The organism is Vibrio sp. GJ43-1 (genome assembly GCF_055808835.1).
The window spans coordinates 88,437-113,898 of the sequence record NZ_CM147885.1 but is presented as its reverse complement, the minus strand read 5'-3'; the positions used below and the strand labels follow the sequence as shown (position 1 = coordinate 113,898).

Annotated in this window: 27 protein-coding genes and 2 pseudogenes; 15 read left to right on the top strand and 14 right to left on the bottom strand. The window is 43.9% G+C overall.

The window, feature by feature from the left end; all coding sequences use genetic code 11:
• Nucleotides 1-62: 62 nt before the first annotated feature.
• Nucleotides 63-1,460 (top strand): metal-dependent hydrolase family protein, encoded by a 1,398-nt coding sequence (locus tag AC0L66_RS17685; protein WP_265675382.1) that lies wholly within the window; start codon nt 63-65, stop codon nt 1,458-1,460.
• An 86-nt stretch (nt 1,461-1,546) separates the two neighbouring features.
• Complete coding sequence (locus tag AC0L66_RS17680; protein ID WP_473570153.1) at nt 1,547-2,197, top strand: DUF3299 domain-containing protein; 651 nt, start codon at nt 1,547-1,549, stop codon at nt 2,195-2,197.
• Nucleotides 2,198-2,277: 80 nt separating this feature from the next.
• Here the strand turns inward: AC0L66_RS17680 and AC0L66_RS17675 are convergent, their stop codons facing one another.
• Entirely contained in the window at nt 2,278-3,540 is a 1,263-nt protein-coding gene (locus tag AC0L66_RS17675) for a metal-dependent hydrolase family protein (RefSeq protein WP_265675380.1), read from the bottom strand.
• Nucleotides 3,541-3,801: 261 nt separating this feature from the next.
• On the opposite strand from AC0L66_RS17675, the gene AC0L66_RS17670 reads away from it, so the two are divergent.
• Nucleotides 3,802-4,485, top strand: coding sequence for a DNA alkylation repair protein (locus AC0L66_RS17670; RefSeq protein WP_265675379.1), 684 nt, complete (start codon nt 3,802-3,804; stop codon nt 4,483-4,485).
• Between the two features lie 44 nt (nt 4,486-4,529).
• On the opposite strand, the gene AC0L66_RS17665 is transcribed toward AC0L66_RS17670, so the two are convergent.
• From AC0L66_RS17665 to AC0L66_RS17650, 4 genes and pseudogenes are all read right to left on the bottom strand, one after another.
• Nucleotides 4,530-5,114 (bottom strand): GNAT family N-acetyltransferase, encoded by a 585-nt coding sequence (locus AC0L66_RS17665; RefSeq protein WP_473570151.1) that lies wholly within the window; start codon nt 5,112-5,114, stop codon nt 4,530-4,532.
• A gap of 3 nt (nt 5,115-5,117) precedes the next feature.
• Nucleotides 5,118-5,715, bottom strand: a pseudogene (locus AC0L66_RS17660) (sugar O-acetyltransferase).
• A gap of 175 nt (nt 5,716-5,890) precedes the next feature.
• The gene (locus AC0L66_RS17655; RefSeq protein ID WP_473570150.1) at nt 5,891-6,394 is read right to left on the bottom strand and encodes a helix-turn-helix domain-containing protein; all 504 of its coding nucleotides are present in this window, start codon (nt 6,392-6,394) and stop codon (nt 5,891-5,893) included.
• Complete coding sequence (locus tag AC0L66_RS17650; RefSeq protein WP_473570148.1) at nt 6,309-6,809, bottom strand: DJ-1/PfpI family protein; 501 nt, start codon at nt 6,807-6,809, stop codon at nt 6,309-6,311. Before AC0L66_RS17650 ends, AC0L66_RS17655 begins: the two co-directional genes overlap by 86 nt.
• Before the next feature lie 86 nt (nt 6,810-6,895).
• Between AC0L66_RS17650 and AC0L66_RS17645 the strand changes: the two genes are divergently transcribed.
• From AC0L66_RS17645 to AC0L66_RS17635, 3 genes are all read left to right on the top strand, one after another.
• Entirely contained in the window at nt 6,896-7,033 is a 138-nt protein-coding gene (locus tag AC0L66_RS17645) for a hypothetical protein (protein WP_473570146.1), read from the top strand.
• A complete protein-coding gene (locus AC0L66_RS17640) occupies nt 6,997-7,437 on the top strand; it encodes an isochorismatase family protein (RefSeq protein WP_473570905.1) in 441 nt (146 codons plus the stop codon). Before AC0L66_RS17645 ends, AC0L66_RS17640 begins: the two co-directional genes overlap by 37 nt.
• A gap of 542 nt (nt 7,438-7,979) precedes the next feature.
• On the top strand, nt 7,980-8,435 hold the full coding sequence (locus tag AC0L66_RS17635) for a GNAT family N-acetyltransferase (RefSeq protein WP_473570145.1): 456 nt from the start codon (nt 7,980-7,982) through the stop codon (nt 8,433-8,435).
• Nucleotides 8,436-8,831: 396 nt separating this feature from the next.
• On the opposite strand, the gene AC0L66_RS17630 is transcribed toward AC0L66_RS17635, so the two are convergent.
• A complete protein-coding gene (locus tag AC0L66_RS17630) occupies nt 8,832-9,791 on the bottom strand; it encodes a transposase (protein ID WP_473570143.1) in 960 nt (319 codons plus the stop codon).
• 448 nt (nt 9,792-10,239) lie between these two features.
• On the opposite strand from AC0L66_RS17630, the gene AC0L66_RS17625 reads away from it, so the two are divergent.
• Both AC0L66_RS17625 and AC0L66_RS17620 read left to right on the top strand, forming a co-directional pair.
• Nucleotides 10,240-11,007 carry an AzlC family ABC transporter permease gene (locus AC0L66_RS17625; RefSeq protein ID WP_473570141.1) on the top strand — a complete coding sequence of 256 codons (768 nt, stop codon included), beginning with the start codon at nt 10,240-10,242 and terminating at the stop codon, nt 11,005-11,007.
• A 2-nt stretch (nt 11,008-11,009) separates the two neighbouring features.
• Nucleotides 11,010-11,333, top strand: a complete 324-nt coding sequence (locus tag AC0L66_RS17620; RefSeq protein WP_473570139.1) for an AzlD domain-containing protein — start codon at nt 11,010-11,012, stop codon at nt 11,331-11,333.
• 291 nt (nt 11,334-11,624) lie between these two features.
• On the opposite strand, the gene AC0L66_RS17615 is transcribed toward AC0L66_RS17620, so the two are convergent.
• Entirely contained in the window at nt 11,625-11,840 is a 216-nt protein-coding gene (locus tag AC0L66_RS17615) for a hypothetical protein (RefSeq protein WP_473570137.1), read from the bottom strand.
• 43 nt (nt 11,841-11,883) lie between these two features.
• Between AC0L66_RS17615 and AC0L66_RS17610 the strand changes: the two genes are divergently transcribed.
• Nucleotides 11,884-12,069, top strand: a complete 186-nt coding sequence (locus AC0L66_RS17610) for a hypothetical protein (protein WP_473570938.1) — start codon at nt 11,884-11,886, stop codon at nt 12,067-12,069.
• A 245-nt stretch (nt 12,070-12,314) separates the two neighbouring features.
• Here the strand turns inward: AC0L66_RS17610 and AC0L66_RS17605 are convergent, their stop codons facing one another.
• Nucleotides 12,315-13,604: a serine hydrolase domain-containing protein gene (locus AC0L66_RS17605; protein ID WP_473570135.1), complete on the bottom strand. Its 1,290-nt coding sequence runs from the start codon at nt 13,602-13,604 to the stop codon at nt 12,315-12,317.
• Nucleotides 13,605-13,674: 70 nt separating this feature from the next.
• On the opposite strand from AC0L66_RS17605, the gene AC0L66_RS17600 reads away from it, so the two are divergent.
• The gene (locus tag AC0L66_RS17600; protein ID WP_265675361.1) at nt 13,675-14,088 is read left to right on the top strand and encodes a helix-turn-helix domain-containing protein; all 414 of its coding nucleotides are present in this window, start codon (nt 13,675-13,677) and stop codon (nt 14,086-14,088) included.
• 251 nt (nt 14,089-14,339) lie between these two features.
• Nucleotides 14,340-15,014: a pyrimidine 5'-nucleotidase gene (yjjG, locus tag AC0L66_RS17595; RefSeq protein WP_265675360.1), complete on the top strand. Its 675-nt coding sequence runs from the start codon at nt 14,340-14,342 to the stop codon at nt 15,012-15,014.
• A gap of 52 nt (nt 15,015-15,066) precedes the next feature.
• Here the strand turns inward: yjjG and AC0L66_RS17590 are convergent, their stop codons facing one another.
• The 4 genes from AC0L66_RS17590 to AC0L66_RS17575 form a co-directional block, all read right to left on the bottom strand.
• Entirely contained in the window at nt 15,067-15,948 is an 882-nt protein-coding gene (locus AC0L66_RS17590; RefSeq protein ID WP_473570134.1) for a glycoside hydrolase family 9 protein, read from the bottom strand.
• Complete coding sequence (locus tag AC0L66_RS17585; RefSeq protein WP_473570133.1) at nt 15,914-16,747, bottom strand: glycoside hydrolase family 9 protein; 834 nt, start codon at nt 16,745-16,747, stop codon at nt 15,914-15,916. Before AC0L66_RS17585 ends, AC0L66_RS17590 begins: the two co-directional genes overlap by 35 nt.
• A gap of 323 nt (nt 16,748-17,070) precedes the next feature.
• Nucleotides 17,071-17,625, bottom strand: a complete 555-nt coding sequence (locus tag AC0L66_RS17580) for a DUF3124 domain-containing protein (protein ID WP_473570132.1) — start codon at nt 17,623-17,625, stop codon at nt 17,071-17,073.
• Between the two features lie 265 nt (nt 17,626-17,890).
• The gene (locus AC0L66_RS17575) at nt 17,891-18,937 is read right to left on the bottom strand and encodes a hypothetical protein (protein WP_473570130.1); all 1,047 of its coding nucleotides are present in this window, start codon (nt 18,935-18,937) and stop codon (nt 17,891-17,893) included.
• Between the two features lie 437 nt (nt 18,938-19,374).
• On the opposite strand from AC0L66_RS17575, the gene AC0L66_RS17570 reads away from it, so the two are divergent.
• Complete coding sequence (locus AC0L66_RS17570; protein WP_265675356.1) at nt 19,375-19,806, top strand: hypothetical protein; 432 nt, start codon at nt 19,375-19,377, stop codon at nt 19,804-19,806.
• A 61-nt stretch (nt 19,807-19,867) separates the two neighbouring features.
• Here AC0L66_RS17570 and AC0L66_RS17565 read toward each other — a convergent pair whose 3' ends face one another.
• Nucleotides 19,868-20,833 (bottom strand): LysR family transcriptional regulator, encoded by a 966-nt coding sequence (locus tag AC0L66_RS17565; protein ID WP_473570903.1) that lies wholly within the window; start codon nt 20,831-20,833, stop codon nt 19,868-19,870.
• Nucleotides 20,834-21,309: 476 nt separating this feature from the next.
• Here AC0L66_RS17565 and AC0L66_RS17560 point away from each other — a divergent pair, with 476 nt between their 5' ends.
• Genes AC0L66_RS17560 through AC0L66_RS17550 form a run of 3 tightly spaced genes read left to right on the top strand, consistent with a single transcriptional unit; the run spans nt 21,310 to nt 24,581 of the window.
• Entirely contained in the window at nt 21,310-22,809 is a 1,500-nt protein-coding gene (locus AC0L66_RS17560) for a DUF1800 domain-containing protein (protein WP_473570129.1), read from the top strand.
• Nucleotides 22,810-22,815: 6 nt separating this feature from the next.
• Entirely contained in the window at nt 22,816-23,646 is an 831-nt protein-coding gene (locus tag AC0L66_RS17555; RefSeq protein WP_473570127.1) for a DUF1501 domain-containing protein, read from the top strand.
• 5 nt (nt 23,647-23,651) lie between these two features.
• Complete coding sequence (locus AC0L66_RS17550) at nt 23,652-24,581, top strand: DUF1501 domain-containing protein (RefSeq protein ID WP_473570125.1); 930 nt, start codon at nt 23,652-23,654, stop codon at nt 24,579-24,581.
• 148 nt (nt 24,582-24,729) lie between these two features.
• Here AC0L66_RS17550 and AC0L66_RS17545 read toward each other — a convergent pair.
• A pseudogene (locus AC0L66_RS17545) lies at nt 24,730-25,315 on the bottom strand (hypothetical protein).
• Nucleotides 25,316-25,462 lie beyond the last annotated feature (147 nt).

Sequence of the window (25,462 nt, the reverse complement as noted above, 5' to 3'; positions counted from 1 at the left end):
ATTCCCTGAAGCGGTTAGGAATCATCTGAACATAACGAAGGACTTCACTATAAGGATATATCATGAAGAAGACTTTACTCGCCTCATCTTTAGCGTTGATGACGTCATTTAGCTTTGCTACGGAAGAAGGCAGCGCTGCGCAAGAGACGCAACTTCCACAAACATTATTCCAAAATGTGGACATATTTAACGGTACTGAAGACAAGTTATACGAAGATCATTTTGTGTTAGTTGAAGGCAATAAGATCGCATCGATCTCAGCCAAAACGATCGAAGTGCGTGATGATGCCGTTATCATAGATGGATCCGGTAAAACATTGACGCCTGGCTTTATAGAAAATCATGCCCATTTAATGTTGATGGGGCCGACGCTACCCGCCATGGAGTCGAATACGACGTGGGAAGACTTTGCAATACATGGCACACGCATGGCTGAAATGTACTTGATGCAAGGTTTCACCACTGTTCGTGACGCTGGTGGTGCTAATGGTGGTTTAAGAAGAGCGATTGATGCGGGGGAAATTGTCGGTCCTCGTTATTACCCATCGGGTGCATTTTTAGGTACTCGTGGTGGCCATGCAGATTTTGCAAACTACACAGCGCCTGTGGGGCAAGAAACGAACTTCAGTCGTTTAAACATGGCTCAAGAAGTTGACAGTGTTGCCGACGTGAAGAAGTATGCTCGTAATAACTTTCGCATGGGAGCAACCCAGCTGAAGTACATGCAGTCGGGTGGGGTCGTTTCTGCCTTTGACCCTTGGCAGTTGTTAGCGGGTTCGCCGGAAGAAGTAGGCGCGGCTGTAGAGGTGGCGAATACTTATGGAAGCTATGTTATGGCTCACTCTTACAGAAGAGAAGCCATCTTAGCGGCGCTAGAAGCCGGGGTGAAATCAATCGAACATGGCTTTATGTTTGACTGTGAGATTTCAGATTTAATGAAGGAAAAAGGCGCGTATATCACGACTAACCTAACGGCGTTTGACCCTAATCTTTTAGAAATTCCAGCGGTGAAAAGCGTTCCGTCTAGTTTGGCTAAAGCAAAATCGGCCTCTGCCGCGTTTAAAGACTACATTCCAAACATGAAAAAATGTCCAGCGCCTCGTGGCTTCCAAACGGACTGTGTAGGCTCAGTTGATGCCTGTAATATTCAAATTGCTTATGAGAAAAAGCTAAATAATGATTTTTTTGGTGCCTATGAGTCTTTGAAAACACTCACTTCCGTAGGGGGTGAAATTGCCACGCTATCGGGTGATTTCATGAACCCGTACCCAGACGCTAAGTTAGGTGTGATTGAAAAAGGGGCGTACGCCGATATTTTGCTTCTTGATGGTAACCCGTTTGAAGATTTCTCTGTTGTGGGAACGGGTGATCAATGGTTTGGCGCAGACAAACGACCGGAGTCTCCAGAATCAATCGCATTGATTATGAAAGATGGCGTTATATATAAAAATGCTCTTTAAGTCGCATGGTATGCTTCATCGGCTTGTTATTAAGCCGATGAAGTCCTCGAAATGACCTCCCACCAACCAATAAGTGAACCCAAGCATTGAATAGATTCTTTGTCCTCTTTGCATCGATTGTTTCATTATCGACAGTTTCATTTTGTAGTTTTTCTGGTGAACCAACCCAATTAGATTGGCAGGATCTAAAACCAGCCCAAGCGCAAAATCAAATGGTGTTGCCAGAGTTAAGCTATCAGCAAAAAATGATTCTTCAGCAAATATTCACGCTTAGCCAGTATGATGCTCCTAAGACCAATAAAGATTTAGTTGAACTAAAAGCAACCTTAAGAGCTGACGGGCTAGATGCCGATGGATTATTAACACTTCGCGCTGAGTATATCGAAAAGCAACAACGCGCCGCAGAAGCGGTAACGTCTGATTTTGATGGGAAAAATGTTAGAATTCCGGGATTTCTCGTTCCAATAGAATTTAGCGCGCCTTTAGTCGCAACGGAGTTTTTGCTGGTTCCTACCGCTGGGGCGTGCATTCATATGCCACCCCCTCCAGCGAATCAAATTGTTAGGGTCTCTTACCCGCAAGGGTATGAAGTAGAAACTGTGCAGTATCCTGTTTGGGTTGAAGGGGTGATTTCCTCTCACTTAAAGACAGATAATGTCTATCTTGTTGATGGGGATACCGATGTGACGATGGGCTATCAACTCAGTGCTTCATCGGTCGTTAACTATCATGAATAGTCTATTGTTGTCGCGTACAAAAAGAGCCTATCACTAGGCTCTTTTTGCTTTCAGATTATTCACTCTTTTTGTATTTAGGGTTATAGAGTATTTTTGTAGATTTCGCCGTCTTTCATGATCACTTTCTTCGCATCGTCACTCATCACACAGTCAACGCCTTCTAACGGGTTACCATCAATGATTAAAAGGTCTGCGTAAGCGCCTTCAACAATTTGACCTAACTTGCCTTCTTGGTAGGGGTGTTGGTATGTCGACATTTCAAATAAGCGACCACAGTTCGACGTCGCCATACGAAGCGCGGTAATCGTATCGAATGTTTTTTCAATCGCACCGAGCTCTTGCATTTGGGTTTCATGAACATTCGCGGTACCCACACAGTCTGTGCCGTAAGCCAGATTTTCAATACCATATTTCTTAATCAAGTCCGCTGATTTGAACATCGCTTTACCAACGCGTTCGGTTTTTTTGTAAGTCTCCTCATTGGGTAGGGGAATCTTACGCTCAGCAATCAATGAAGAGGTAAAGTAAGACGGGACAACCCAAATACCTTTATCTTTAATGACCTTGGCAATGTCGTCATCCATGATGGTCGCGTGCTCAAAACACATCACGCCAGCTTCTGCTGCGCGGTGCATCGCGGGCGTCGTATGGATATGCGCCGCGACATACGTGCCGTAGTCTGAGGCGGCTTCTACTGCTGCTTTCATTTCATCAAGCGTGTATTGCAGCGTATCTAATGGATCGAATGTGGATGATGCCCCTCCACCTGCCATGATCTTGATTTGAGACGCGCCCATGAAGAGCTGTTCACGCACCGCTTTAAGCACTTCAGAGCGACCGTCTGCCACTTTAAAGGTGCCTGTTTTCATGAGTGGTGAATCTTCATGCCCATTGGTTAAACGCTCTTGAGCTTGATTCTGGCGATAGTCCGAATGCCCACAGGTTTGAGAAATGGCCGCTTGTGAAGGAAGAATGCGTGGGCCAGTAGCGTAGCCACTATCAATCGCATTTTTAAGACCCAGCGTATTACCACCGACATCGCGACAAGTGGTGAAACCACGCATGAGCATTTCTTGTGAAATTTTTGCAGATCGAATCGCTATTTCATCGTGAGTCATCGAATCCATCATGGTGAAGCCACCCGATAGCGTAATGTGTACATGCGCATCAATAAGACCCGGCATCACAGTGCCACCTTGAGCATCAATGATTTCATCTGCGAGCGTTGGGTCAATGTGACCAATTTTAGTAATCAGGTTGTCTTCAATTAAAATAGAGACGTTTTCAATCAGTTTGTTATCTGTACCGTTAAAGACATTAGCGTTGGTAATTAGCTTGTTCATATTAGATTCCCCAGTGGACTGCGATTAGCTGATGAAGAGATCATAACCTTGTCCAATGGGGGATAATTGCCATTTTACGACACGGCAACAAAGAGGGTTTTCTTGCATCGTGTAAGTCAATTACTCGGGCTCAGTCGTTGCTACGGCCGAGTTTCTTAATGCGCTAGGTGCGCACCTAAATCAACGCTTGGGTTTGAAATCCTAGAATGGCGAGACTAACATGCTAACCTAAAGAGTATTATCGAAGGGTCGAGTTAAGCGATGCATTCATGGAACCAATCTGTAAAACTGGCGCTAGTACCTCTGGCGAACGTTGAAAATGCCTGTTTTATGAAAGCATACATGCGCGACCAATATCAGTTCTTTGGTATTCAGTCGATGCCACGAAGAACGGCATTGAAGCCGTTATTTGCTAAAAGCCAACGCCCTTCTTTCGATGAGCTTCCTGACGTGATTGATGAGTTATGGGCACAGCCCGAACGAGAGTTTCAAATGGTCGCGGTAGACCTGCTTATCAAACTAAAGAACCAATTGCCGTTAGCTATGTTAGAGGGCTTAGAGCGTTGGATCACGACGAAGTCCTGGTGGGATACGGTGGACATGTTAGCGACTCACATCGTTGCGAGCTTCTTTGTTCGCTTTCCTGAAAAAACGGCTGAGGTAATTGAGCGCTGGCGCCTTTCGGATAATATTTGGTTACGCCGCGCTACATTGCTTTATCAGCTTAAATTCAAACAAGATACCGACAAAGATCTACTATTTGAACTTATTCGAGAGAATCGCTCAGACAAAGAGTTTTTCATTCAAAAAGCCATTGGATGGGTGTTAAGAGAGTACTCAAAAACCGATGCAGAATCTGTCGTTCGGTTTATAGAAACAGAGAAAATCGAAGGGCTTGCCAAAAGAGAAGGGTTGAAGTGGTTAAAGAGCAAAAAGCTTGTTTGACTATGTTAACCACTTCACGTTCACTAAGTGGGTAGGCAAGGCTATCAACCGTTGTTTAAGTACTGCTGCTTAGTGAGGCCATAGAACCGCTTAGAGTCAAACCCTTGTGCAGTTTTGTAATATTCAGTATGTTCACCTTCTTGAACAAAGCCACACTTTTCAAGTGTTGTGTACGAGCCTATGTTTGAGCCATAGCAGTCCGCACACACCTTATGACAGCCTAGCGCTTTAAACGCTAATTCAGTCATGAGCTGGCACGCGCGGGTAGCGATGCCTTGACCCCATGCATGAACTGGAAGTTGATAGCCTACTTCACGATTGCCGTCTAAGAACATCACTTGAGTAATCGCGGTCATTCCCATGTACTGGCCCTGATGATTTCTAATGACAAATGTTGGATTGTCTGGCCACTGTTGTTCTTTAAGTGCTGCTTCAGTGTTCTCAACGATAGGACCAAAAAAGCCTTGGTATACGCTTTCGTCTGCTGGTGCAAAGAACAGGTACTGGTTAACGTTTTCGTCTGCGAGCATCTTGAAGATATCAACGAGATCTTTCTGTTGTATTAACTGAATAGACAGCGTTTCACTAAATGGTATTGACTCGCCTTGTTTTAGTTTTGAATATGACATGGGTTACCTCGTTATTTGCTCCGCAAATCGTTTTTCATGTCCCTGATCATTTTCATGAATCACCCGAATTAACTTGGCAGGTGTCCCACCATACAGAGAATCAGGTGGTACATCAGAATTGACGACCGAGTTAGCGGCAATCACAGATCTAGCGCCAATAGTCACACCTTGGTTGATCACAACATTGCCACCTATCCACACATCATCCTCAATGGTAATTGGAGCACAGATTGTTTTCCAGTTACGACGTTTGAGATAGTTCAGTTCGTGGCTAGCACAGTAAAGTTGCGTATTTGGACCAATCAACACATTATTGCCAATAGTGATTTTAGCGCCATCTAGCATGGTCACGTTCATATTGATGAAGGTCTTTTCTCCAATAGAGATCGTCTTGCCGAATTCACAGTAAAATGGAGAGCGGACGATGCTAGAAGCGGAAATATTGCTCATTAACTGTTGAAACAGTTCACTACGTTGGTCGTCATCTGTATTCTTGGTTAATAGCATGCAACAAATTCGAAGCATTTTGCCGAATATTGATAACACTCTCTGCGCCCCCGTCAAACTCCTCACCTGAAAGCATTTTTTCGAATTCGGTCATATTGTTTCTCAACTAATTATGTGTAGGTTTCTAACCGAAACATTGTATCACTGGCGGTATCATCTATGCATCAGAAGTAGAATATCGGGGGAAGTTGGCCTCATGCTCTCAATATGAACTATCCCTGTTCAACCAATAGCCCCAATATTCCGTAGAACTTTTTTACCTAAACTGTTCACTCAGCTGAAAAACGTGAACGGTAATGAGTAGGGGTTATTCCAACAACTTTTTTGAAAACGCGTGTAAAGTTACTTACATCATTATATCCAAGCATAAAAGCGACTTGTTCAATTGTACGTTTATTGACATTAATCTCCCGTTTAGCGACATCCATTTTGTAACGCAATCGATATTGCTGTGGGGTTAAGCGCAACACCTTCTTAAATGCACGAGTTAATGTCCGTTCACTTACGCAACAAAGGTTGGCCATAACTTGGTTATTTTGCTCATTCCATGGAGTTTGCTCACAGTACTTTTGTGCTTTCAAAACTATTGAATTACCATGACTGTAGTCAGGTATAAATCGTTCGTAATGGGCCTGTAGTCGCCCAGAGAAATCTAACAGGCAAATATCAGCGACTTCTGTGGCTAATTCAAATCCAGCATAGCGTGCAATTATATGTAGTGTTAAATCTTGAAAAGCGAATAGTCCAGAACCGTGTAATAATACTGCCTTCATCAACGATCATCTCATGGTGTTTTACCTCTACTATTAAAGGACACTCATCGGAGAGCTGCTCGCATAGCTTCCAATGTGTCGTTGCGGCGCGCTGATTAAGTAACCCTGCATGACCTAACCAGAATACGCTGGCGCAATTGGCGGCTAAAGTGCAGCCCTGCATGTGCCAACGCTTGAGCATCTCTAGTATCTCGTCATCATACTGATTGAACGAACCGAGCTTTCCTGGGGGAATAAAAACTAAATCTGGGATATGGCTAGCATCCACTTGGGACGGCGATACGGTTTGTACGTCAAAAAGGAGGGTGTCTGTTACATGATTTGCAATGGATAAAATGTCACCAATACCAGTGACAGCGGAAGCCATCGCATGCTCGGTAGCGAGGACGGTTACCTTGATTGTGTGATTGTCCATACATGACTTGGTTTAGTCTGTTTTGGACATTATACAACCAGTAGGTTGAGTGTAAAGTAGTCAGTATCAAATCAAGGAGAACGACCATGAGCCAAGCACTGATTATTATCGATATCCAAAATGATTACTTCGAAGGCGGCGCTATGCCTTTGAGTTATCCAGAAAAGGCGGCAGAAAATGCCGCAAAATTATTGAATCACTTTCGCAAATCCAAAAAAATATAATTCATATTCAACATTTAGCCGCTAAACCAGAACTTGGGTTTATGTTAGAGGGAACAAAAGGACAGCAAATTCATTCGAGTGTAAAACCACTGGAAGGCGAGATCTTGATTATCAAGCGTTACCCCAATTCATTTGCGGGCACTAACCTAAACAATGTTTTAAGCGAACTAGGAGTTACAGATGTAGTTCTAGCAGGGATGATGACGCACATGTGCATCAGTAGCACCGCTCGCGCAACAGTAGAGTACGGCCTGAATGCCACAATCGTTCATGATGCATGTACGACATGCTCATTATCTATTTTTGAACAGATGATTCCTGCTCAACAGGTACATCTAACAGCACTCGCTGAGGTGTCCAATATCGTGAACCTTTTAAATAGTGATGAAATCATAAATAGATGAACACTTTTAGGTGTATATGCCCACCTTAAGAATAGGTGCGTGAGTTATAATTAAGTACTTAAAGGAACACACACTTTAAGAATACCCCCGTAATGTCAGAGCAAGCTTGCTCTGACACCGAGCCGCCCGTTTCGGAGCTACTGACAGAAAGAACCCAAGACCAAATATAGTCATTCTACTAGCCGTGTGCCTACACGGCAGGATTCTACTCTACAGCATTTACAGAATACTGTGTGAGCATAAGGTCACAGAGCATAAGGTCACAGAGCATAAGGTTACGGTTTAACTCACTTTTGCCCCCAAAATCATTCAGAGTAAATACTCATTCATATCTTGTTAGTGTAAATTTGTACTACAGCAAGTTATGCGAACACCGCTAATCTGGGAATTATGGACCTCTTAGCACCTAACTTCCTTGCATTGTTGATAAGGTATCGATGTGTAATTGAGTCAGTAAGTGAAAGACGGCATTATGTGAGAGTTAAAGGCGGGTGTTAGCCGTCTAATTAGCGTTAGCAGTCAGAAGTAATAAGGATCTATAAATGGAATTAAAGTATCGTTCAGCTGATTTTGAAGATTTGGAAAGTCTTGTTGCTTTGCTTTCAAATGACCCGCTAGGTAGTAAAAGAGAAGATGCATCTGTTCCGTTGAATAGTGCGTATCTTGAAGCGTTCGAAGCAATTGCGCGAGACCCAAACAACGAATTACTGGTTGTTGAACTGGAAAACTCTCTAGTTGGGATGCTTCAAATTACATTTATTCCTTACCTGACGCATATTGGGAGTTGGCGTTGTCTTATCGAAGGTGTTCGAATCCATAGTGACTATCGTGGACAAGGTTTTGGTGAGCAAATGTTCGAATATGCTATTGAACTGGCAAAAAACAAAGGCTGTACAATCGTTCAGTTAACAAGTGACAAGCAGCGTCCTGATGCAATTAGGTTCTATGAGAAACTTGGATTCAAAGCGACACATGAAGGGCTTAAACTCGCGGTTTAGGTTGTCTGCTAACATAGTATTTAAGTAAAAGATTAATGAAGATTAAAAGGACACACACCAAAAGTATGAAATTAGTTTGATTTTGTCCAATTCGCCGACTCACCAAGCAGAGGAAAACAAGTGTATTGACCTTATTGAAATATGGCGAGAAAGGCTGTGGAACTTAAGTTGGTTCATGAAAGAGCTCGGGATTAAAAGGACACACACTAAAAAAGAAATCAAAAGTACTTCCGTACTCAAAGCGGCAATTAACTGCATACTTTAGCTTTCTTCAATCTATTTTGGTGAAGCTGTCTAGTTTCTCAAGGGACGTTACTTACGGCTAGGAATTGGGCAAACGACAGTATCCAGAATTATCACTGGCCTATGGGGTAGGAGTAGCGGTGAAAGTGGGGCTTATTCTAGTTGATAGATGTGCATCTTTTTCTTTTTTAAGGCAGCCTTAGCTTGGATTGTATGAACGAGACTCCCCACCGCTGTCGCACGTGTTTTTTCTAATGCAGTACATATCGTTAACCAATTCTTTTGATTGAAATTTAAACGCGCCAAAATAGCGGGTTGATTATCATCCATACAGGCTTTGTCTTCGCGAAATAGACGAGCAGTCCAGTCTACTAACTCAATGTAGTCGATGAGACGAAAGGGGATGCCATCTAGCATTTCATCCGCTGAATTACCAATAAAAGGGTGTAAACATGGGGCTGTCGCTAAGTTTTTACCCAGCGCATCGATTCTGGCTTTTATCGAGGTAAACTCGGACGTTTCAGGGGTTTTGGCAATACCTGCTCGAATGGGGTTCAAGTCGACATACGCCATTGCCGCAGCAAGCGCTTTTTCATCTAGTAGCGCTTGGCTTTTGAAGCGGCTTTCCCAAAAGTGCCCTGTGCAGTTATCTTCTTTGTTCGCCCTACACGCTATGTCGTAATTGAGCTCTTTCATGAACCAACTTAAGTTCCACAGCCTTTCTCGCCATATTTCAATCAGTTCAATACACTTGTCTTCTTCTGCTTGGTGAGTGAGTCGCTTATTCTGCCAACGCTCTATTAGTACGGGTAATTTATGTTCACGCCCCCAATGCTCAACCACTTCATGCAGTGACAACGCTAACGCTCGGTCTTTATTGATATGCAGCACCAAGTGATAGTGATTACTCATAATGGCGTAGGCGCAAACATCGATGCTGTATACGTGCGTTAGAGCGTGAATTTTTCGCTCTATCCACTCTCTTCTATGTTCGTAGCTAGTGTTGGTGAGCGGGTCTTCCCCGCACAAAAAGCTACGCCTCACGCAACGTGATACGCAGTGGTAATACGACGTCGCATCCACGGAGATAAGCTGTTTTCTGGCTGTTGTCAAAATGAGGTCCGCTATGAAGGTTTTAAATAACTTAGCAGTTCTCTTTTAATGGAATTGTTGGTGAGCTTAGCGAATTCAATAAAATCAGACTAATTTCATACTTTTGGTGTGTGTCCTTTTAATTCTCTATTTTAATCCTTGACTGCAATTTTGAGGAAAGAACAAAGGAAACAATAACCTAGTGTTACCCATATCGTATTCGCATGATTATAAATAGGACAATATAGGATGCTTTTTTCAACACACCGTAATTAAACTGTTTCAGAGTGTGTTTTGAAAAAGATCTCTCTAAGAACGAAGATTTACGCGTGTTCTGGTGCCGTGTTTTATAGGTATTGTCACACAATTAAAATTCCAATGTAAACGTGTAAGCAAATAGCGTTTTTCTGATTGCGGTGATTGGGGAATCAGGGAAACCAATAAAATTAATTAACCTGAGTAAGGTCCTATGAATAAGAACTACCTCTTCAGAAAAGGGTTAAAAGCTATAAGCCCTCTATGTATCGGAGCATTCCCGTTTTCCTTTATTGTTGGCGCTTTGAGTATTCAAGCGGGCATGGATGTCATTCAAAGTACACTGTGGTCATTTACCGTTTTTGCGGGCTCTGCCCAAATGGTGGCTTTGGGCCTTATGCAAAATGGTACTGGTATCTTGGTCATTATGTTTACGACTTTTATTGTAAACCTGCGACATGTCCTTTATAGCGCATCTATTTCAGAATATTCAAAGGATTGCTCTTTACCAGTTAGAATGTTGATGGCTTGTGGGTTAACGGATGAAGTCTACGCGGCAAGCATTACGGAAATGCGTGAAGAAAAACCAAATCGACACATTTACTACTTAGGTGTAATGTTTGGATTTTGGGCGAACTGGGTAATTGCAAACTTCCTTGGTGCGCTCGTAGGTAGCTCATTCCCGAATATCGCCAACTACGGCCTAGAGTTTGCCATGGTGGCTGCGTTTATCGCCATTGTTATACCTCAAGTGAAAAGCAGAGAATGTATTGTTGCTGCTGTTGTAGCTGCGATTTCAGGTGTTCTTCTTTCTGGAATGCCTCACTCTTTGGGCCTAGTAGTCGCATCAGTACTCGGTGTAATGGCTGGCTACATGATGGACAACGCGAGTGAAAAAGAAGCGAAAGAACAGAGTGCTATTGGTGCCAATACCTCACAACCTATTGAAGCAAGTCAACAGCACGGCGTAGAAGGGGCTTAATTATGCAGTGGTCTACATTTTTACTTATTACATTAGGTATGACAGCAATCACATACCTAATTCGATTCTCGGTAATAGGCATGGCTGGTTCATTTGAAATGCCAGAAAAGCTAAAAAAGACGTTGCGATTCGTTCCAGTAACCGTCTTGCCTGCAATTATTGCCGTTGAGATTTTGGGTAGCGGTTCAAATATGCATTTTAGCCTAGAAAACCCAAAGATACTGGCTGCTATAGTGTGTACACTTGTGAGCTTTAGATTCAACTTAGTGTGGGTCGTAGCGAGTGGTGTAGGGTCGTTAGTTCTATTTAAGTATCTTATGGGCTGAGCCTCATTCAGTATTGAACCCTATTAAAGCTTGAGGACGGATTAAAAGGACACACACTTAAAAAGAAATCAAAAGCACTTCCGTACTCAAAGCGGCAATTAACTGCATACTTTAGCTTTCTTCAATATATTTTGGTGAAGCTGTCTAGTTTCTCAAGGGACGTTACTTACGGCTAGGAATTGGGCGAACGACAGTATCCAGAATTATCACTGGCCTATGGGGTAGGAGTAGCGGTGAAAGAGGGGCTTATTCTAGTTGATAGATGTGCATCTTTCTCTTTTTAAGGCAGCCTTAGCTTGGGTTGTATGAACGAGACTCCCCACCGCTGTCGAACGTGTTTTCTAATGCAGCACATATCGTTAACCAATTCTTTTGATTGAAATTTAAACGCGCCAAAATAGCGGGTTGATTATCATCCATACAGGCTTTGTCTTCGCGAAATAGACGTGCAGTCCAGTCTACTAACTCAATGTAGTCGATGAGACGAAAGGGGATGCCATCTAGCATTTCATTCGTCGGATTGCCATACTTTTGGTGTATGTCCTTTTGATTGCTTTTAATTGATGGGGTGAATAATTGGCTAACAGCGAAAGATGTAGAGCACGCAAGAATGGTGATATTGGCGCATGATGTCGCCATTCAAGAGCCTGAGCGATTTAAGAACATCAAGGTTGTGGATGTGTGCACGAAAGACGCCATTCTTAATGCCGTTGGGCTACTTCACACCAGACGGTAAGTGACGTATTTCTTGCACGGCGGTCGTCTATCTATGTTGCTCTAAGTTGTGAGGCTTCCTTTGGCGCTTTTATATTGAGTCGTTCTTTTACTAGGCGATAAATCATGTCGTTTTATCGCAAGTAGGGCTAGGGCGCGTGAACAGTCATACTATAACGGTGATAGGATGTCGGTTTACTTCAAGATTTCGACACGAGGTCCTCTCCTTGGACCTAGAGAACGGTGACTAGTGGCGAACGGAGTCCTCTATTTTTGTCCGTGCGCCTGATCTGCACGTAATTGCTTTACAACATCGATAACGGCGTTGTTTAACTTATAGTGGTGAGACGATGGATTAGGCAGTTTGGCATTCATCTGGCTATATATTGCAACTACCGTGTCAGATTGCGGGTCAGCCCAGATTAGCTGGCCAGCCCATCCACCGTGGCCGATACCGTAATCATTAAAGATGGCTGATTTGTAGTAATGGCTATCAACGTAATGCCATTCAGCCGGAACAAATTCGCCGTTCTGCTTGGCTGCTTCAAGATCGTTTTCGTACTGTTTTTTATCTTCAATGAGCAAGCGGCCATAGCGTGCAAAATCCACCGTTGACGCCAACATTGATGCGCTCACTGAAGGGTAACCCGCATAATCGGTACCCATATGTACAGTATGCTGGCCACCAATACGATGCATCAGATTACGCACCTGAGTTTGCAATGGAACGCCAGTGGCCTTCTCAACAATTAAACCAAGCGTTGCGGTATTGATGGACGCGTAGTTCGCGTGGCCTTTAGTCCACTCATTAGAAGTTGAACCTGGCGCAATATCAATCTCTTTTACAAATTGCGCTGTGGTTTCGCGATCATCATTTCGACGTAAGCCAATCACTTGTTCATCGCGGTCAAACATCTCTTCGGCTTGCTTGTCACCTAAGTAGGCCGCTAGCTCTGCAACATTATGATTTACCGCCATTGCAGCTAGGTTACCAATGGTGCGGCCTCGAAAACCCGGCCCTACATCAGGCAGGTAACGTTCCACTTTGTCATCCATTGACAAAGCCCCCTTTTTTAGTGCCTTGTTAAGTAACATATACATGATGGTTTTGGTTGAAGACTGTGCCGAAAATACGGAGGCTCGGTCATAACCATTCTTGTAGTGCTCCAGTATCACTTCGTTTCCTTTAGTGACCACGATAGAAGCAACCGCCGGATGGTCTATCAGACGTTTCACACTCGGAATTTCATATAAATCATAGTGAGTGGCCTGATATTCAAGCGGGTAAACATCTTGGGCATTGACCGACATAACATTGGGCATAATTTTCTCTAGCTTGTCTAAGCCAGCGGCGCGTTGTTGCTGCCAGTTGTCGATATTAATGATGGATTGATTGGAAAGTGGTGCAGTGTTTTCAATACTTATTGAAGCAGCCTGCAGAGAGCCTGTGATCAATGCTGTACCAAGTACTAATGCTAGTTTGCGTTTAATTAATGTCATGATGACCTCTCTCGATTTATTTGAAAGTGATTTGCTAACGGGAGAAAGTATATTCATCTCGATTTCCTAAATGCGGTAAGCTAACCTATATGTTGTTCGTATTTGGGAAATGGTATTGGTGTAAATCATGAATGAATTTGATACTCGAGGTTTTGAGTTTTTTGGTGACAGTGAAAAGTGGTTTAGGAAACAGCTTATTGAACGGCTTGAGGTTTTACTTGCTCACCAGAGTCTGTCTAAAAACCAACTGGCGAAACTCGCTGGTCTACCAAAAACAAGCCTATATCAGAAGATGGATAAGAACGAACAAAGCTATTTCACCATCATTGAATTGTTTCGTATCGCTAAGTCATTTGATATCAGTATTGTACAATTGCTCCCTATCGATGATGTGGATCGAAAACACCCTAATTTAGTGCCATTACCTGCTAGCTCTTTAAAGTTCTTAGATGAGATGCTTGCTGCTGAACCCTCTGACATTGAGCTTCTCAATAAGTTGTACAAAACGATTAAGCAGCACCGTTTAGAAGCAGAGACGTAAGCATTAATTCTACAGAGGTGTATTTGGTAAGTGCCAAGATTAGAAAAAGTAGGTCAGTCTCGTTAGAAAACTAAGGGTGGTGTAGCGTGTGATTCGTCAATAATCGAACTCTGTCATACAACGCTCCAGAACGTTAATGTGTGGCGACAGTGAGAGGAGGAATATTTGTAATAGCCGATTGACAAATATTCCTGTTGTAGCAAAATCCAGTGCACTTATCGCCCCCGCTTATGACCCAAGGAACACGATTGATGAAATACGATTGGATTTTGTTTGACGCTGATGAAACCATTTTTAACTTCGATGCATTTGCTGGCATGAGGTTGATGTTTGAAAGGCTCGGTGTGGATTTCACTCGTGATGATTACGCAGAGTATCAGTTAGTTAATAAGCCGCTTTGGGTTGACTATCAAGATGGAAAAATCACCGCTGCGCAACTAAAACAGATTCGCTTTGAAGGGTGGGCAGAGAAGCTTGATACCACGCCACTTGTTTTGAATAGCGCCTTTTTAGATGCGATGGCGGACATTTGTACCTTGCTGCCGGGTGCTCGGGAACTGATGGATGCGTTATCGGGTAAGGCGAAGCTGGGTATCATTACTAATGGCTTTACTGAACTTCAAGCGATTCGATTAGCGCGCACCGACATGACGCATTACTTCGATCATGTGGTGATCTCTGAAGAAGTGGGCATCGCCAAGCCAGATGAAGGCATTTTCTCTCACGCCATGACCCTGATGGGGAATCCATGCAAAACACGCGTACTAATGGTGGGGGATAACCCGCATTCAGACGTGTTAGGCGGGCTCAATTTTGGTATTGAAACGTGCTGGCTAAATACGCAAGGACAAGAAAAGCCACAAGGTATTGAGCCTCACTATGAAGTGAATTCATTGCAGCAATTACAGCAAATTTTGATTGCTTAGCGATGTAGTGGTGCTGTTATATAGCGATGACACTGTGTTAACAGCGACGAACCTAATGATCACTATTGCCTGAATAGGTCGATTGAATCGCCAATAAACCAATTAGCGCAGCATTATAGTCGATAGCGAACTCGTTGACAGCGTACGATTTTTCGCTGTCGATATAGCTAAGCATCCCCATGTCTTTTGGCGCGATATCAGCTTGCGCTTTGATATTAGGTCCGCCTACTAGAAAGCCGGGTAGGCTGACTCCCGTGCCGATCCGATACAGATGATGAAGGTGACGAACGCTGTGCGTCCCAAACTGCGTGACAAAACTCATGTTGAAGGCATTGGCACCGAGTAGGTAATCGATTTGCGATTGGATGAGCCAGCGATGTTGTGTACTGTTTGATATCATGTCACTCCAAGCAAGCACAATGCCGACTTCTGCCACCATTTTATTGGATCCCCAAATAAAATTCTGATTTGCAACGAAAAATGGCGACTGTGTGGCGAGCGTCGCGTAGCGTTCAGCGAGCGCGTGTAAATCGTTTTGCATCAGATGTGAGAGCGGGCTATCTAATGCTTGCATCAGATGCCAAATGCCCATAATGGCTGGGTTTTTCCATTCAAAAAAGTCAAACAGTGCGATGTTTGCGCCAATAGTCTCGTGATAGTGGTGGTCAAAATAGTCAAGAAACGACGTATCGTTTGTTGTTAAGTAAAGCTCTGCTGCAGCCCACATTCTGTCGTCGATATCGGTCGCGAGGGATTCTTCCATGTCATGTTCATTTCGAATATAGGGACCAGAGCCACTATCGTCTGCTTTTTGCCAGTCGATATACTGGGTAGGCTGAGTTTGTAAATACGCCCATGCAGATTGTGCAGAGCGTAACCACCGCGCGGCGAGTTTGGCATCATAGTTTTGATAAATGCGAGCAGCAAACGCCATTGTGGCGGCGTATTTTGCTGTGTCTGGTGTGCTGACGCCAAAAATGTAGCGAGTTTGATTGTCTAACCAAGGTGGTATTTTTGCTTAGCCATGCCAGCCCTGAAAGCTTGCGATATACCGCTCCGTCAGAGCGTTGCATCTTTTCCATCCACAGCAATCCATATTGGGCTTCGCGAAGAATGGTGGGCATTGTCTCAGGGCTAGTTGCACTGAACAGGTCTGGAGCTTGGCGATACGCTTCTAGCAGTCTGGCGATGGTGATAGTCGCAGTGGATATGTATTTACCAAAGTCGCCCGCATCATACCAACCTCCAGCCGCGTTAATATAGGTGCCTTGTGGGTTAATCTCATCACGTCTAAATATGATCCCATCATGCATGTGACTAGGCGGCCTTGCCATACCGGTAATCGGTGAGTAGACGGCTTCTCCTGAACGCTGTAAATAAAGAGCGTGTACCAGACCCTGAGTTAAGCTGTGATACACATCTGAGCGGACTTCGAATGGAACGGAAGTGTCTTCACCCGCCCGTAAATAATACCAACCAGGCTTATTGAGAGCTGAAAAATCGGCGACATGGACACTTCTCCCGTCGGCTAATTTACTGTTGTACTTTAGCGTTAACGTTTTCAGCGCCTTATTACTGGGCATAGAGATGAGAGTGATGTGCTCGGATGTCGGCTCAAGGACATAAACTTTTTTATGGGTGTTAGGTTGATAGCCCAATTGGTTTACAACTAGAGTGCTAGCGGGGACGTGGATAGTGAAAGCAATCAAAGCTAAAAAAACATAGCGACTCATAGGTATTCCTTAAGAAGTAGAGAACGGCTCAATGCAATGAAACAGACGATATTTTATGGTGCTAGGTGTGTTGTAATCATATTAGGATGACAGAAGTCCGTTTCCCAAATTACATGCATACTAAATTAGATGAATGTGACTCACGGTGAAATATATCTTGAGTTCATTCGTTTAGAGGGGCGGTGGGGGCGATAACGCAAAAAAGAAGCATTCGGTCAGCGTTACACTTTTTTAGGCGCTGCTGACCGGTTAATGACGGTTAGGTTATTTGAACGCTAAGCTCCTAGAGCGGAGATAAGAATGAGCGAGATGATTGCTAGTCGTTAATTCACGCCGCGACTAGTGAATGAGATATTGTTACCTTCACCCGCGCCAATCATGACCGCTTCGAAAATAGGGGCAGATGCGCTATTTGGGTTGGACCACTGAATGTAGAAGTTAGCACCAGCGCCGCCGCTGACTTCGCGCTTTTCAACTAAGTACTCGGCACTAGACATCGCGTTGAGCTCGTATCCTTCGGAAATAAACTGCCTGACACGCTTACCACTGGTGTCGTAGTAATCAATGCTATGAATGTTAATGGTGTTATCTGGGTCGGTATTGCGAATTACGAGCGTCGATTCCAGTAAGACCGCTTTACCACCATCGGTATAAATGTGAGAGTAAACGGGCACATAGGCGCCTTTTGTGCCATGACCTGTGGTGTTTTGACTCGTGGGTGCAATCGCAGCCCTTTCAATTTGTTGCGCTTGATGGCTGAGCTTTTCTTCGATGGTATCAACCGACTTTACAAGGTTGCCTAGATAAATGGCTAAACCAAGCACTAAGATGACGGAAACAATAGAAACAAACTGGCTGGCATTGTGTTTAGCGGTCATAGACTCTCCTCAATCGTTGCTAGGGTAGTGTTCTATTGTACTCATAAAGCAGCGGTATGTGGGGGTGTTTAGGTAGGTTATTGCCTTGTAGGGGGATAGGTTTTGTTAGTAAGTGTGTATTTTGTGATGAAAAGATGTGGTGCGACAATGAACGATTAATTACTTTACTAAGGCTTGATTTTATTAAGGATAAGTGAATAGTGAGCAGAGCATTTAGCTCTGCCACTAGCCGCTATTGTTGAATGTCTAAGTCGTAAGCTAAGGGTTATTGAGTGGTAAGCGCTGACGTTTTAAGCGCTGAAATGACAGGATCTTGCTTTGCTGCCATGATTTTAGGGGTGACACCATAGTGACGTGAAGTAAAGGTAAAGTCTTTGCCCTTCGTATCAATATTATTTTTAGCAGAGTCGCCACAGTTGAAAGAAACCGTTACAGAATCGTCAGCGTTTTTCTGCCATGTATTTGAACTCACATGACGAACGCCTTCGATTAAATATTTGTCTGCATCATAGGCGGTGATTGAGGTAAAAAATTGGTTTTCTGGGTCTGCAAATGTGGTGGTGTAGCAGACGTTCGCCTTCAGTTTTGGGCTGTTGGAGTATTTGTTCCCCACTAAGGCTTCTGGGCTTGCACCACCCCAGCCAGCCGCATTTTCAAGATTCCATTGGTGAAGGTCGGTGACTTTGTCACTGGTTCTTGGGAACGTGTAAGTGAAGTTTTTCAGGTTGTTCACTTCCTGAGTGTACTTTTTGACCCAGGCTTCGACATCATCATAATTATAAGGCTGGACTTGATAGTCTGTTGCAAAGTTAAAGTCGGAAGTATCAATTTTATCGAGTTCCGCTTTTGCTTGTGAGATGCCGTTTTCTGTTCCCGAACGGTACAGCACGAATGCATATTCAGATTCCACACTCACACTGTAGTGCCCATCTTCCACGACATAGTGCTGTCCATGTCCTCGCTCTGTGACGACTTGAACCGCCATGTAGTTGTTCGTTTTAGGAATAGAGAACGTCACAAAGCCATCGATGGCTTTGACAATGGCTACGCCGTATAACGTGTCATCATTCATTTGCACCGTAGGCGCAGCTTTACCGCGTGGAGGCAGCCCTTGCATTTTGACAAATTCGTGAGTCGCGCCTTTGCTTGCCCAGTTACGATAGTTACGCGCGGTTTCTGCATGGGTAAAGTTTTGTTCAGTGATCTTGATGGTTTGCGTGTCGTGTGTCTGCGTTGTGTCGGCAGCAACAACCGAGCTTGTGATAAAGGCACTTGCGATTAGGCTTAACGTAGCGATATTGGCAATGTTCATAGTAGTTCTCTCAGTGTTTGGCTTTACTTGAAGTAAAAGGGCGCTTTTTACTAATGAGTCCGATGAATCCAGCAAGTCCGTTGACGTAAACTTTACGTGTGAATCCTAATCACTTATCGCGCTTAATAAGTACGCTGTTCGTCATCTAGTCGTGACATTAACGGCCAATGAGTATGATTTGAAATGATATCCACGGATATCAGTCATGTTCTTAGTGTATATCCTCTAATAATCATAAAGTTAAAGTGGCTCACGAACAGTTACACGACACATAATGTGGCCCGAGCGGCATAGCTTCGATATAACCTACACGCATAAGTGCTATGCATTAATACGATTCGCAGCCCGTGCCGCATTAACGTATGTTTTCCTCATCGGTAGGGCTTAACTCAATGAGTTATTGAGTGCCCAGAATGTAACTAATGAGGTGGTACAACTTGCGATATCAATCCCTTTTCGTCACGGCAATGATGGCTTGGTCTACGGCATCCTATTCAAATGGAGGCGCGTTAGTGGATCCCCACAGCAACTTAGCTTTTGACTATGACAATGTGACTCAGGATGTGGCTCAAGCCGAACTTAATGAATGCGTGTCTATTGCGTCCCAAGCAAGCACGCAACCCACGACACAAACAAGAGGATCAGGTGCTAGAGGCGCGGCGAAAGGGGCTGCAGCTGGTGCGGTCGTTGGGTCGGTCAGTGGTAACAGTGGCACAGATGCGGCAAAAACTGGAGCGGCCATTGGTGTTGTGGGCGGCAGGCTGTCAGCTCGCCAAGAGAATAAGGCTAATCAAGAACAAGCGGAGGCTTCGTATAAGACGGTTTTACGTAACTGTATGATTGATAAACACTATGTCGCGCTAAATTAACGTTAGGCGGCTCGATACTTGCCACCTAAGCTCTGCTGCGAAGTTGATGTTGACTAGTAAGCTATGCCTCATCATTTGTTGAGGGAAGCACTGCGTCTTGAGTAGTAGAGATAATTAATTGTTTTAGCCATTGATGAGCCGCACTTGTTGCGGTTCTTTTGTGTTCTATGAGGTAAAGGTCAACGGCGAGCTCGGGCTCATTATTAAGCGATAAGACGGGAACAAGGTGATCGCCAATGTGGCTTAAATCCGTAAGTCTGTGAGAAGCGACCATCACGGTGTCAGTATGCTGCATGAGTTCAACCAGGGTAAACAATTGTGCGCTTTTAAAGACAATGTCACGAGCAATACCTTTTTTAGCAAGGTGAACATCAACGGGGTTACTTATGCCGATAGCGGAACGAATGTCTAAGCTCATGTCGACAAATCGATAGCTTAGACAATCCTCAAGTGCGACGGACTCTGCTCGAGCAAGCGGGTGGTTTTTTGCGACATAAAAAACAGGGTAAGTCGTTCCTATCTTTTGGTATGGGAACTCTATGCTATCGGCGGGTGCGTCAATATGTATTGAGAAGTCGACATCGCGTGACGCTAATTGCTGTACTGGATTTGCTGTAATAGGGAATTCAACCAGACTTGCGCGTGGTGCCTGTTTAATCAGCGCAGTAGTCAGAGGTGCGGAGAGAAAGCTACTCATCAATGGGGGGATAGAGACAACAAAAGTTTGCTCACATTTTTCTGGTGCGAAGGCTGATTTTGCAACGAGTGATTGCGTGGCACGCAATAATTCTGCGAGTGGTGCTTCCAACTCCAATGCCTTTTGTGTGGGTACTAGGCCATTCGATTCCCGATAAAAAAGAGGATCATCAAATAAGTCTCGTAGGCGACTTAATGTGCGGCTCATTGCGGGTTGGGATAGGTATAAGGTCTGCGCGGCTCGGGTAACGTTTTTTTCTTTAAGTAACACACTCAGCGAAACTAACAAATTGAGATCTAACCGAGAAAGCTGTTGCTCTAATGTAACCATGGACATGCACCAAAGTAATATTCCTTAGTAAATTTGTACATCGAAATGGATAGCAATACAAGCCTAGGGTACGACTAAACGCGTATCTCTTGTTGAGATTGATACATTGATGGTATTGGGGGGGAATAATTACCGCTATGTATTGTATTATTTAGCGTATTTATATTGCTATGTTAGTAGGTGTCATAATAATGGCTCTCTCGTCAATAAAATGACTTTTAAATATATGTATAATATTTAGTTAGATATGTTGAATTAATTATTAATAAAGTGATTATTCTATTTTTATATCGAAGTAATATTATGTTTCTTATCTGACATTAATGTTTATTAACTTGCTGAATTGGTTTGTTTTATTTTTTAACTTATTGTTATTATTTGATTTTATTTTTATCTGTTAATGGTTTTAGAGAGGGTGAAATACTACGATTATAAGTGCGTCATCGATGTAACTAAAACTTGTGAGGAAATAAACTATGGATGGTTTGTCATATAAGCAGGCATTTCGATTTTTAGATTGTTCAACAATGGGAATAAGAAAAGGTGAAGTGAGTGAGTTTTTATTAACGAATGATCGACATGATTGGATAGAAAAACAAATGTTAGAACCTTATACCACTCACGTATCAAGAGCCCAAGCTCAACAGCAAGAGCGGGGTGCCAGTACAGTCACGCCGGAAATGAGAGTATGTGGCTGGTTTGACATGGCGCTTTGGGATCTCGCGCAATTGAGGCAGCGGATGTCGTTTGCGTTGAGCCAAATCTTAGTTGTGGGGGATCGCGATGCACAATTGGCCGCTTATCCGTTGGAGCTTGCAAACTACTATGATCTTCTAACGGCCCATGCATTTAGTGACTATAAAACGCTGCTTTATCATGTGACCCGTTCGCCTGTGATGGGGACATACCTGACAATGGTGGGTAACTTACCAAAGAGTCAAACTGGCGTTAACCCGGACCAAAACTATGCTCGCGAAGTGATGCAGCTTTTTACCGTTGGATTGAATCGGCTTAATGATGATGGTTCGGTATATCTTAATGAATTCGGTGAACCAGAAGCGAATTATGAGGACGATGACGTAGAAAGTATGGCGAGAATTTTCACTGGTTGGTTTATGTCTAATAGCAGTATGTCGGAGCCAATGGTAGCGAATGATGCCTACCATGATATAGACGAAAAGCAGGTGCTCGGGGTCACATTTCCACCGGGTGTTGGTGCTGAAGAAGAATTGCAGCATGTGCTACAGGTATTAGTCGATCACCCCAGTACTGCGCCTCATATTGCCACGCTTTTGATCAAGCGTTTTGTTACCTCCAATCCAGAACCTAGTTATGTCCAGCGAGTGGCCACGGTATTTCGTCAGACTCAGGGGGATTTATCTGAAGTCATTAAAGCGGTTCTACTTGATGATTCACTGTTAAGCGAGGGGATGAACCAACAAGCTAAGGTTCGTGAGCCGATCTTGGCGATGAGTTTTCTTTATCGAGCACTCGATAGCCGACCGGGAGGTGGGGGCGCTACCGTTCGAAATGCCATGTTATATCAAGAAACGTTTGGGCAGTATCCACTCGGTTCACCGTCGGTATTTAATTTTTATTCTCCCGACTATATGCCAGCAGGAGAGCTAGAGGGGCTGGGTTTAACTTCACCGGAGCTGGCCATTATGGACTGGAATCAAACGATTAAAATGAGCAACATTGCATGGAAGCTGGTGGCGGATAACGGATACAAAACGAATTCAAACAGTACTAATGAGATATATCCGGATGTATCTGATTTTGTTGCTGCCGCGGGGGATTTTGAGGCACTGAGTCGTTTGTTTTCTGACCGTTTTTATGGTGGAGAAATGCCGCTAGATATTGCTCCGAGACTTGAAGCGTTATGGAATGCCAAAAGCAGTAGCAATAAGCCCTATGCGATATCCGCCATGCTCTATTTTGCTTTTATTTCCCCTAACTTTATGATTCAGGAGTAAGTGGCTATGAAATTATCAAGACGTAATTTTTTAAAAAATGCCGTATATGGCTCTGCTGCAACATCAATTCCGTTGACGTTGTCACTGCCTTCAAGTGCTTTGGCGAACACGGAGGGAGATTATAAAGCGCTGGTCTGCTTGTTTCTGTTCGGTGGTAACGATTCTTTTAATATGTTAATTCCGGATTCAGGCGAGAATGTAGACAATTATCGTAATGCTCGACCTGCAATACAGCTGTGGGACCATGAGAAGGCAACGGTGGGTAAACTACTCGATGACCAGCAAAATAATCTGGTTCTTAATGGTTCGATGCCTAAAATTGCGGCTTTATTCGAAGAGAAGGTGGCGACTAGCATTGTCAATGTGGGGACGTTATTAGAACCAACCACCAAAGCCAATTACAGTAATGTGGCACGTTCACCCAACTTAGGGGCGCATAATAAGCAACAATTGGCGTGGCAAAGAGGGTGGGGCACACGACAATATCACCCTTATGGGTGGGCGGGTATGATGATGGACATTCTCGCCTCTGGCGCTGAGACCATTTCACCCAATATGTCTTTTTCAGGCAATGAACTGATGAATGGGCAGGGTATACAAGACTTACGTGTTAGTGCTTCGGGTATTCGTGCCATGTCATCCTTGGCGGTAAATTCAGTGAACAACAATATTGGTAAATTGCTAGCAGATAATAATGCCTCGGCGTTTGGTCGGGCGTATTTGCAGCGTTTTCAAGATATTTTAGATTTTCAAACCACGCTCGGAGATATGCTTGAGCAGCACCCTGAAGACCCGACGATCCCTGCTGGCTATTTAGGGGGCAATTTAAGATGGTGAAAAGGTTGATTCAGGCGAGTCAAGGGTTGAACCAATCTAGACAAGTGTATTTTATTTCAATGGGTGGCTTTGATAATCATAGTAATCAACGCGGTAAGCATGATGGCTTACTCGCCACGATTGATGATGCACTGTCTGCCTTTTATGCCTCATTGCAAGCCGATGGTTTGGAGGACAGCGTGACCACATTTACGATGTCCGATTTTGGTAGAACTATCGAGAACAACAGTAATCAAGGCACCGATCATGGTTGGGGTAGTAATCAGCTTGTGGTTGGCGGTAGTGTTAAAGGCGGCAAGGCTTACGGGCGATACCCGACGTTTGTTAAAGATGGCCCTGATGCTGTGGGCAATAAATTTATTCCAACTACGGCATCGGAGCAATATGCGGCGACGCTATGTCGTTGGTTTGGGTTATCAGATGCTGGAATTGATTATATTTTCCCGACGCTGTCGCCAGATAATGACAATCCATTCCCTAGTCGTTATTTGAGCTTTTTAGGCAGTGACTTAGCACAAAGTCAACGCTTAGACATTGCTCAAGTGAGCGCTTCAGAGACGCGAGCGGATCATACGCCCCAAATGGCGATTGATGGCGATCCTACGACTAAATGGACGGCGAAAGGTTTAGGGATACAGTTCGATATTACGTTAACGAATTTGGCGATGGTCAATGTTCTCAGAGTATCGCAGGCTAAAGGAGATGTGCGGCAGTATCTGATGGACATATCGGTGAGTGGCGATGGCGTGACATTTACGCCTCTGCTGAGCTATCTCTCTCCCGGTGATAATACGGGGTTCGTTGATATTGATTTGGGCACTCATGAAGCGAGAATTATTCGACTGACATGTAATGGCAATAATGATTCCGTTAATACTGGATTAGTTCGTTGGAATAACTTCCAAGAAATTGAAGTGTGGGGGGTAACTCAATAGTGCGCATTCAAAGTCTACGTATGAGATACAGGAGCTTGCAGTAAGACAGAACCCACGTCCATAGAGTCGGTGTCGAGATGACTCTGTGAGCGTGGGTTGTTATTTGTACGTAGGATAGAGACCTATACCGCGAGATAAGGTAAAGCTGTTACTTTATGGCTTCAGCGTTTGGGTCTGATAGTGCTGTCACACACGCTAAGCTAATATCTTGGTTGATGTAAGCCATACCAAGTTGCTTAAGAAATGCCATGCGATCGGCGTTTCTTAAATCTATATTAGGGACAGAGAAGCCATTTTTCTCATAGAGGCTTACTAAGTGCGCCATAAATTGCTCGCCACTGTCCATAAGTAATAGACTCATTGCACCCACGTCGGGTTTCACATTGGCATTTTGTTTTTCTGACAACTTCACCGCAAGTACAATAGGCTGCTCTGAACCTTCAAATCGTGCACTTCGCTCTCTTACGGTTTGCTTGGCCCAGTAATAAGCCAGCTCTTTACTCTGCGTCAAAAACACCTGGTTCGACGGATTCCGTATAGTTATTGCCGATCGTTGCCATGGTATTTCTAGCCGCTTTATTTAGCGCTTTGTCACCAGAGCGTTTCAGCCCTTGACCTTGGATGGAAGAGAGCAGTGCTGATGACGTGCCGTGATACCAAATGTCACTGGTGGCAAAACCATCGCTAGACAGTAATTGTTTTGTATCTTGAAGATAGAAAGGCGTATCAGTCATAGGCATTCTCAACAAATAATGAATGTTAATGGTCGTAATGAATGTGAATAGTAAAAGCCGTAATTACCACTTTAACAAAGTCTTAGAGATAAAAAAGCGACCCGAAAGCCGCTTTTATCCATTACTTCAATTTGTTTAACTCAGTGA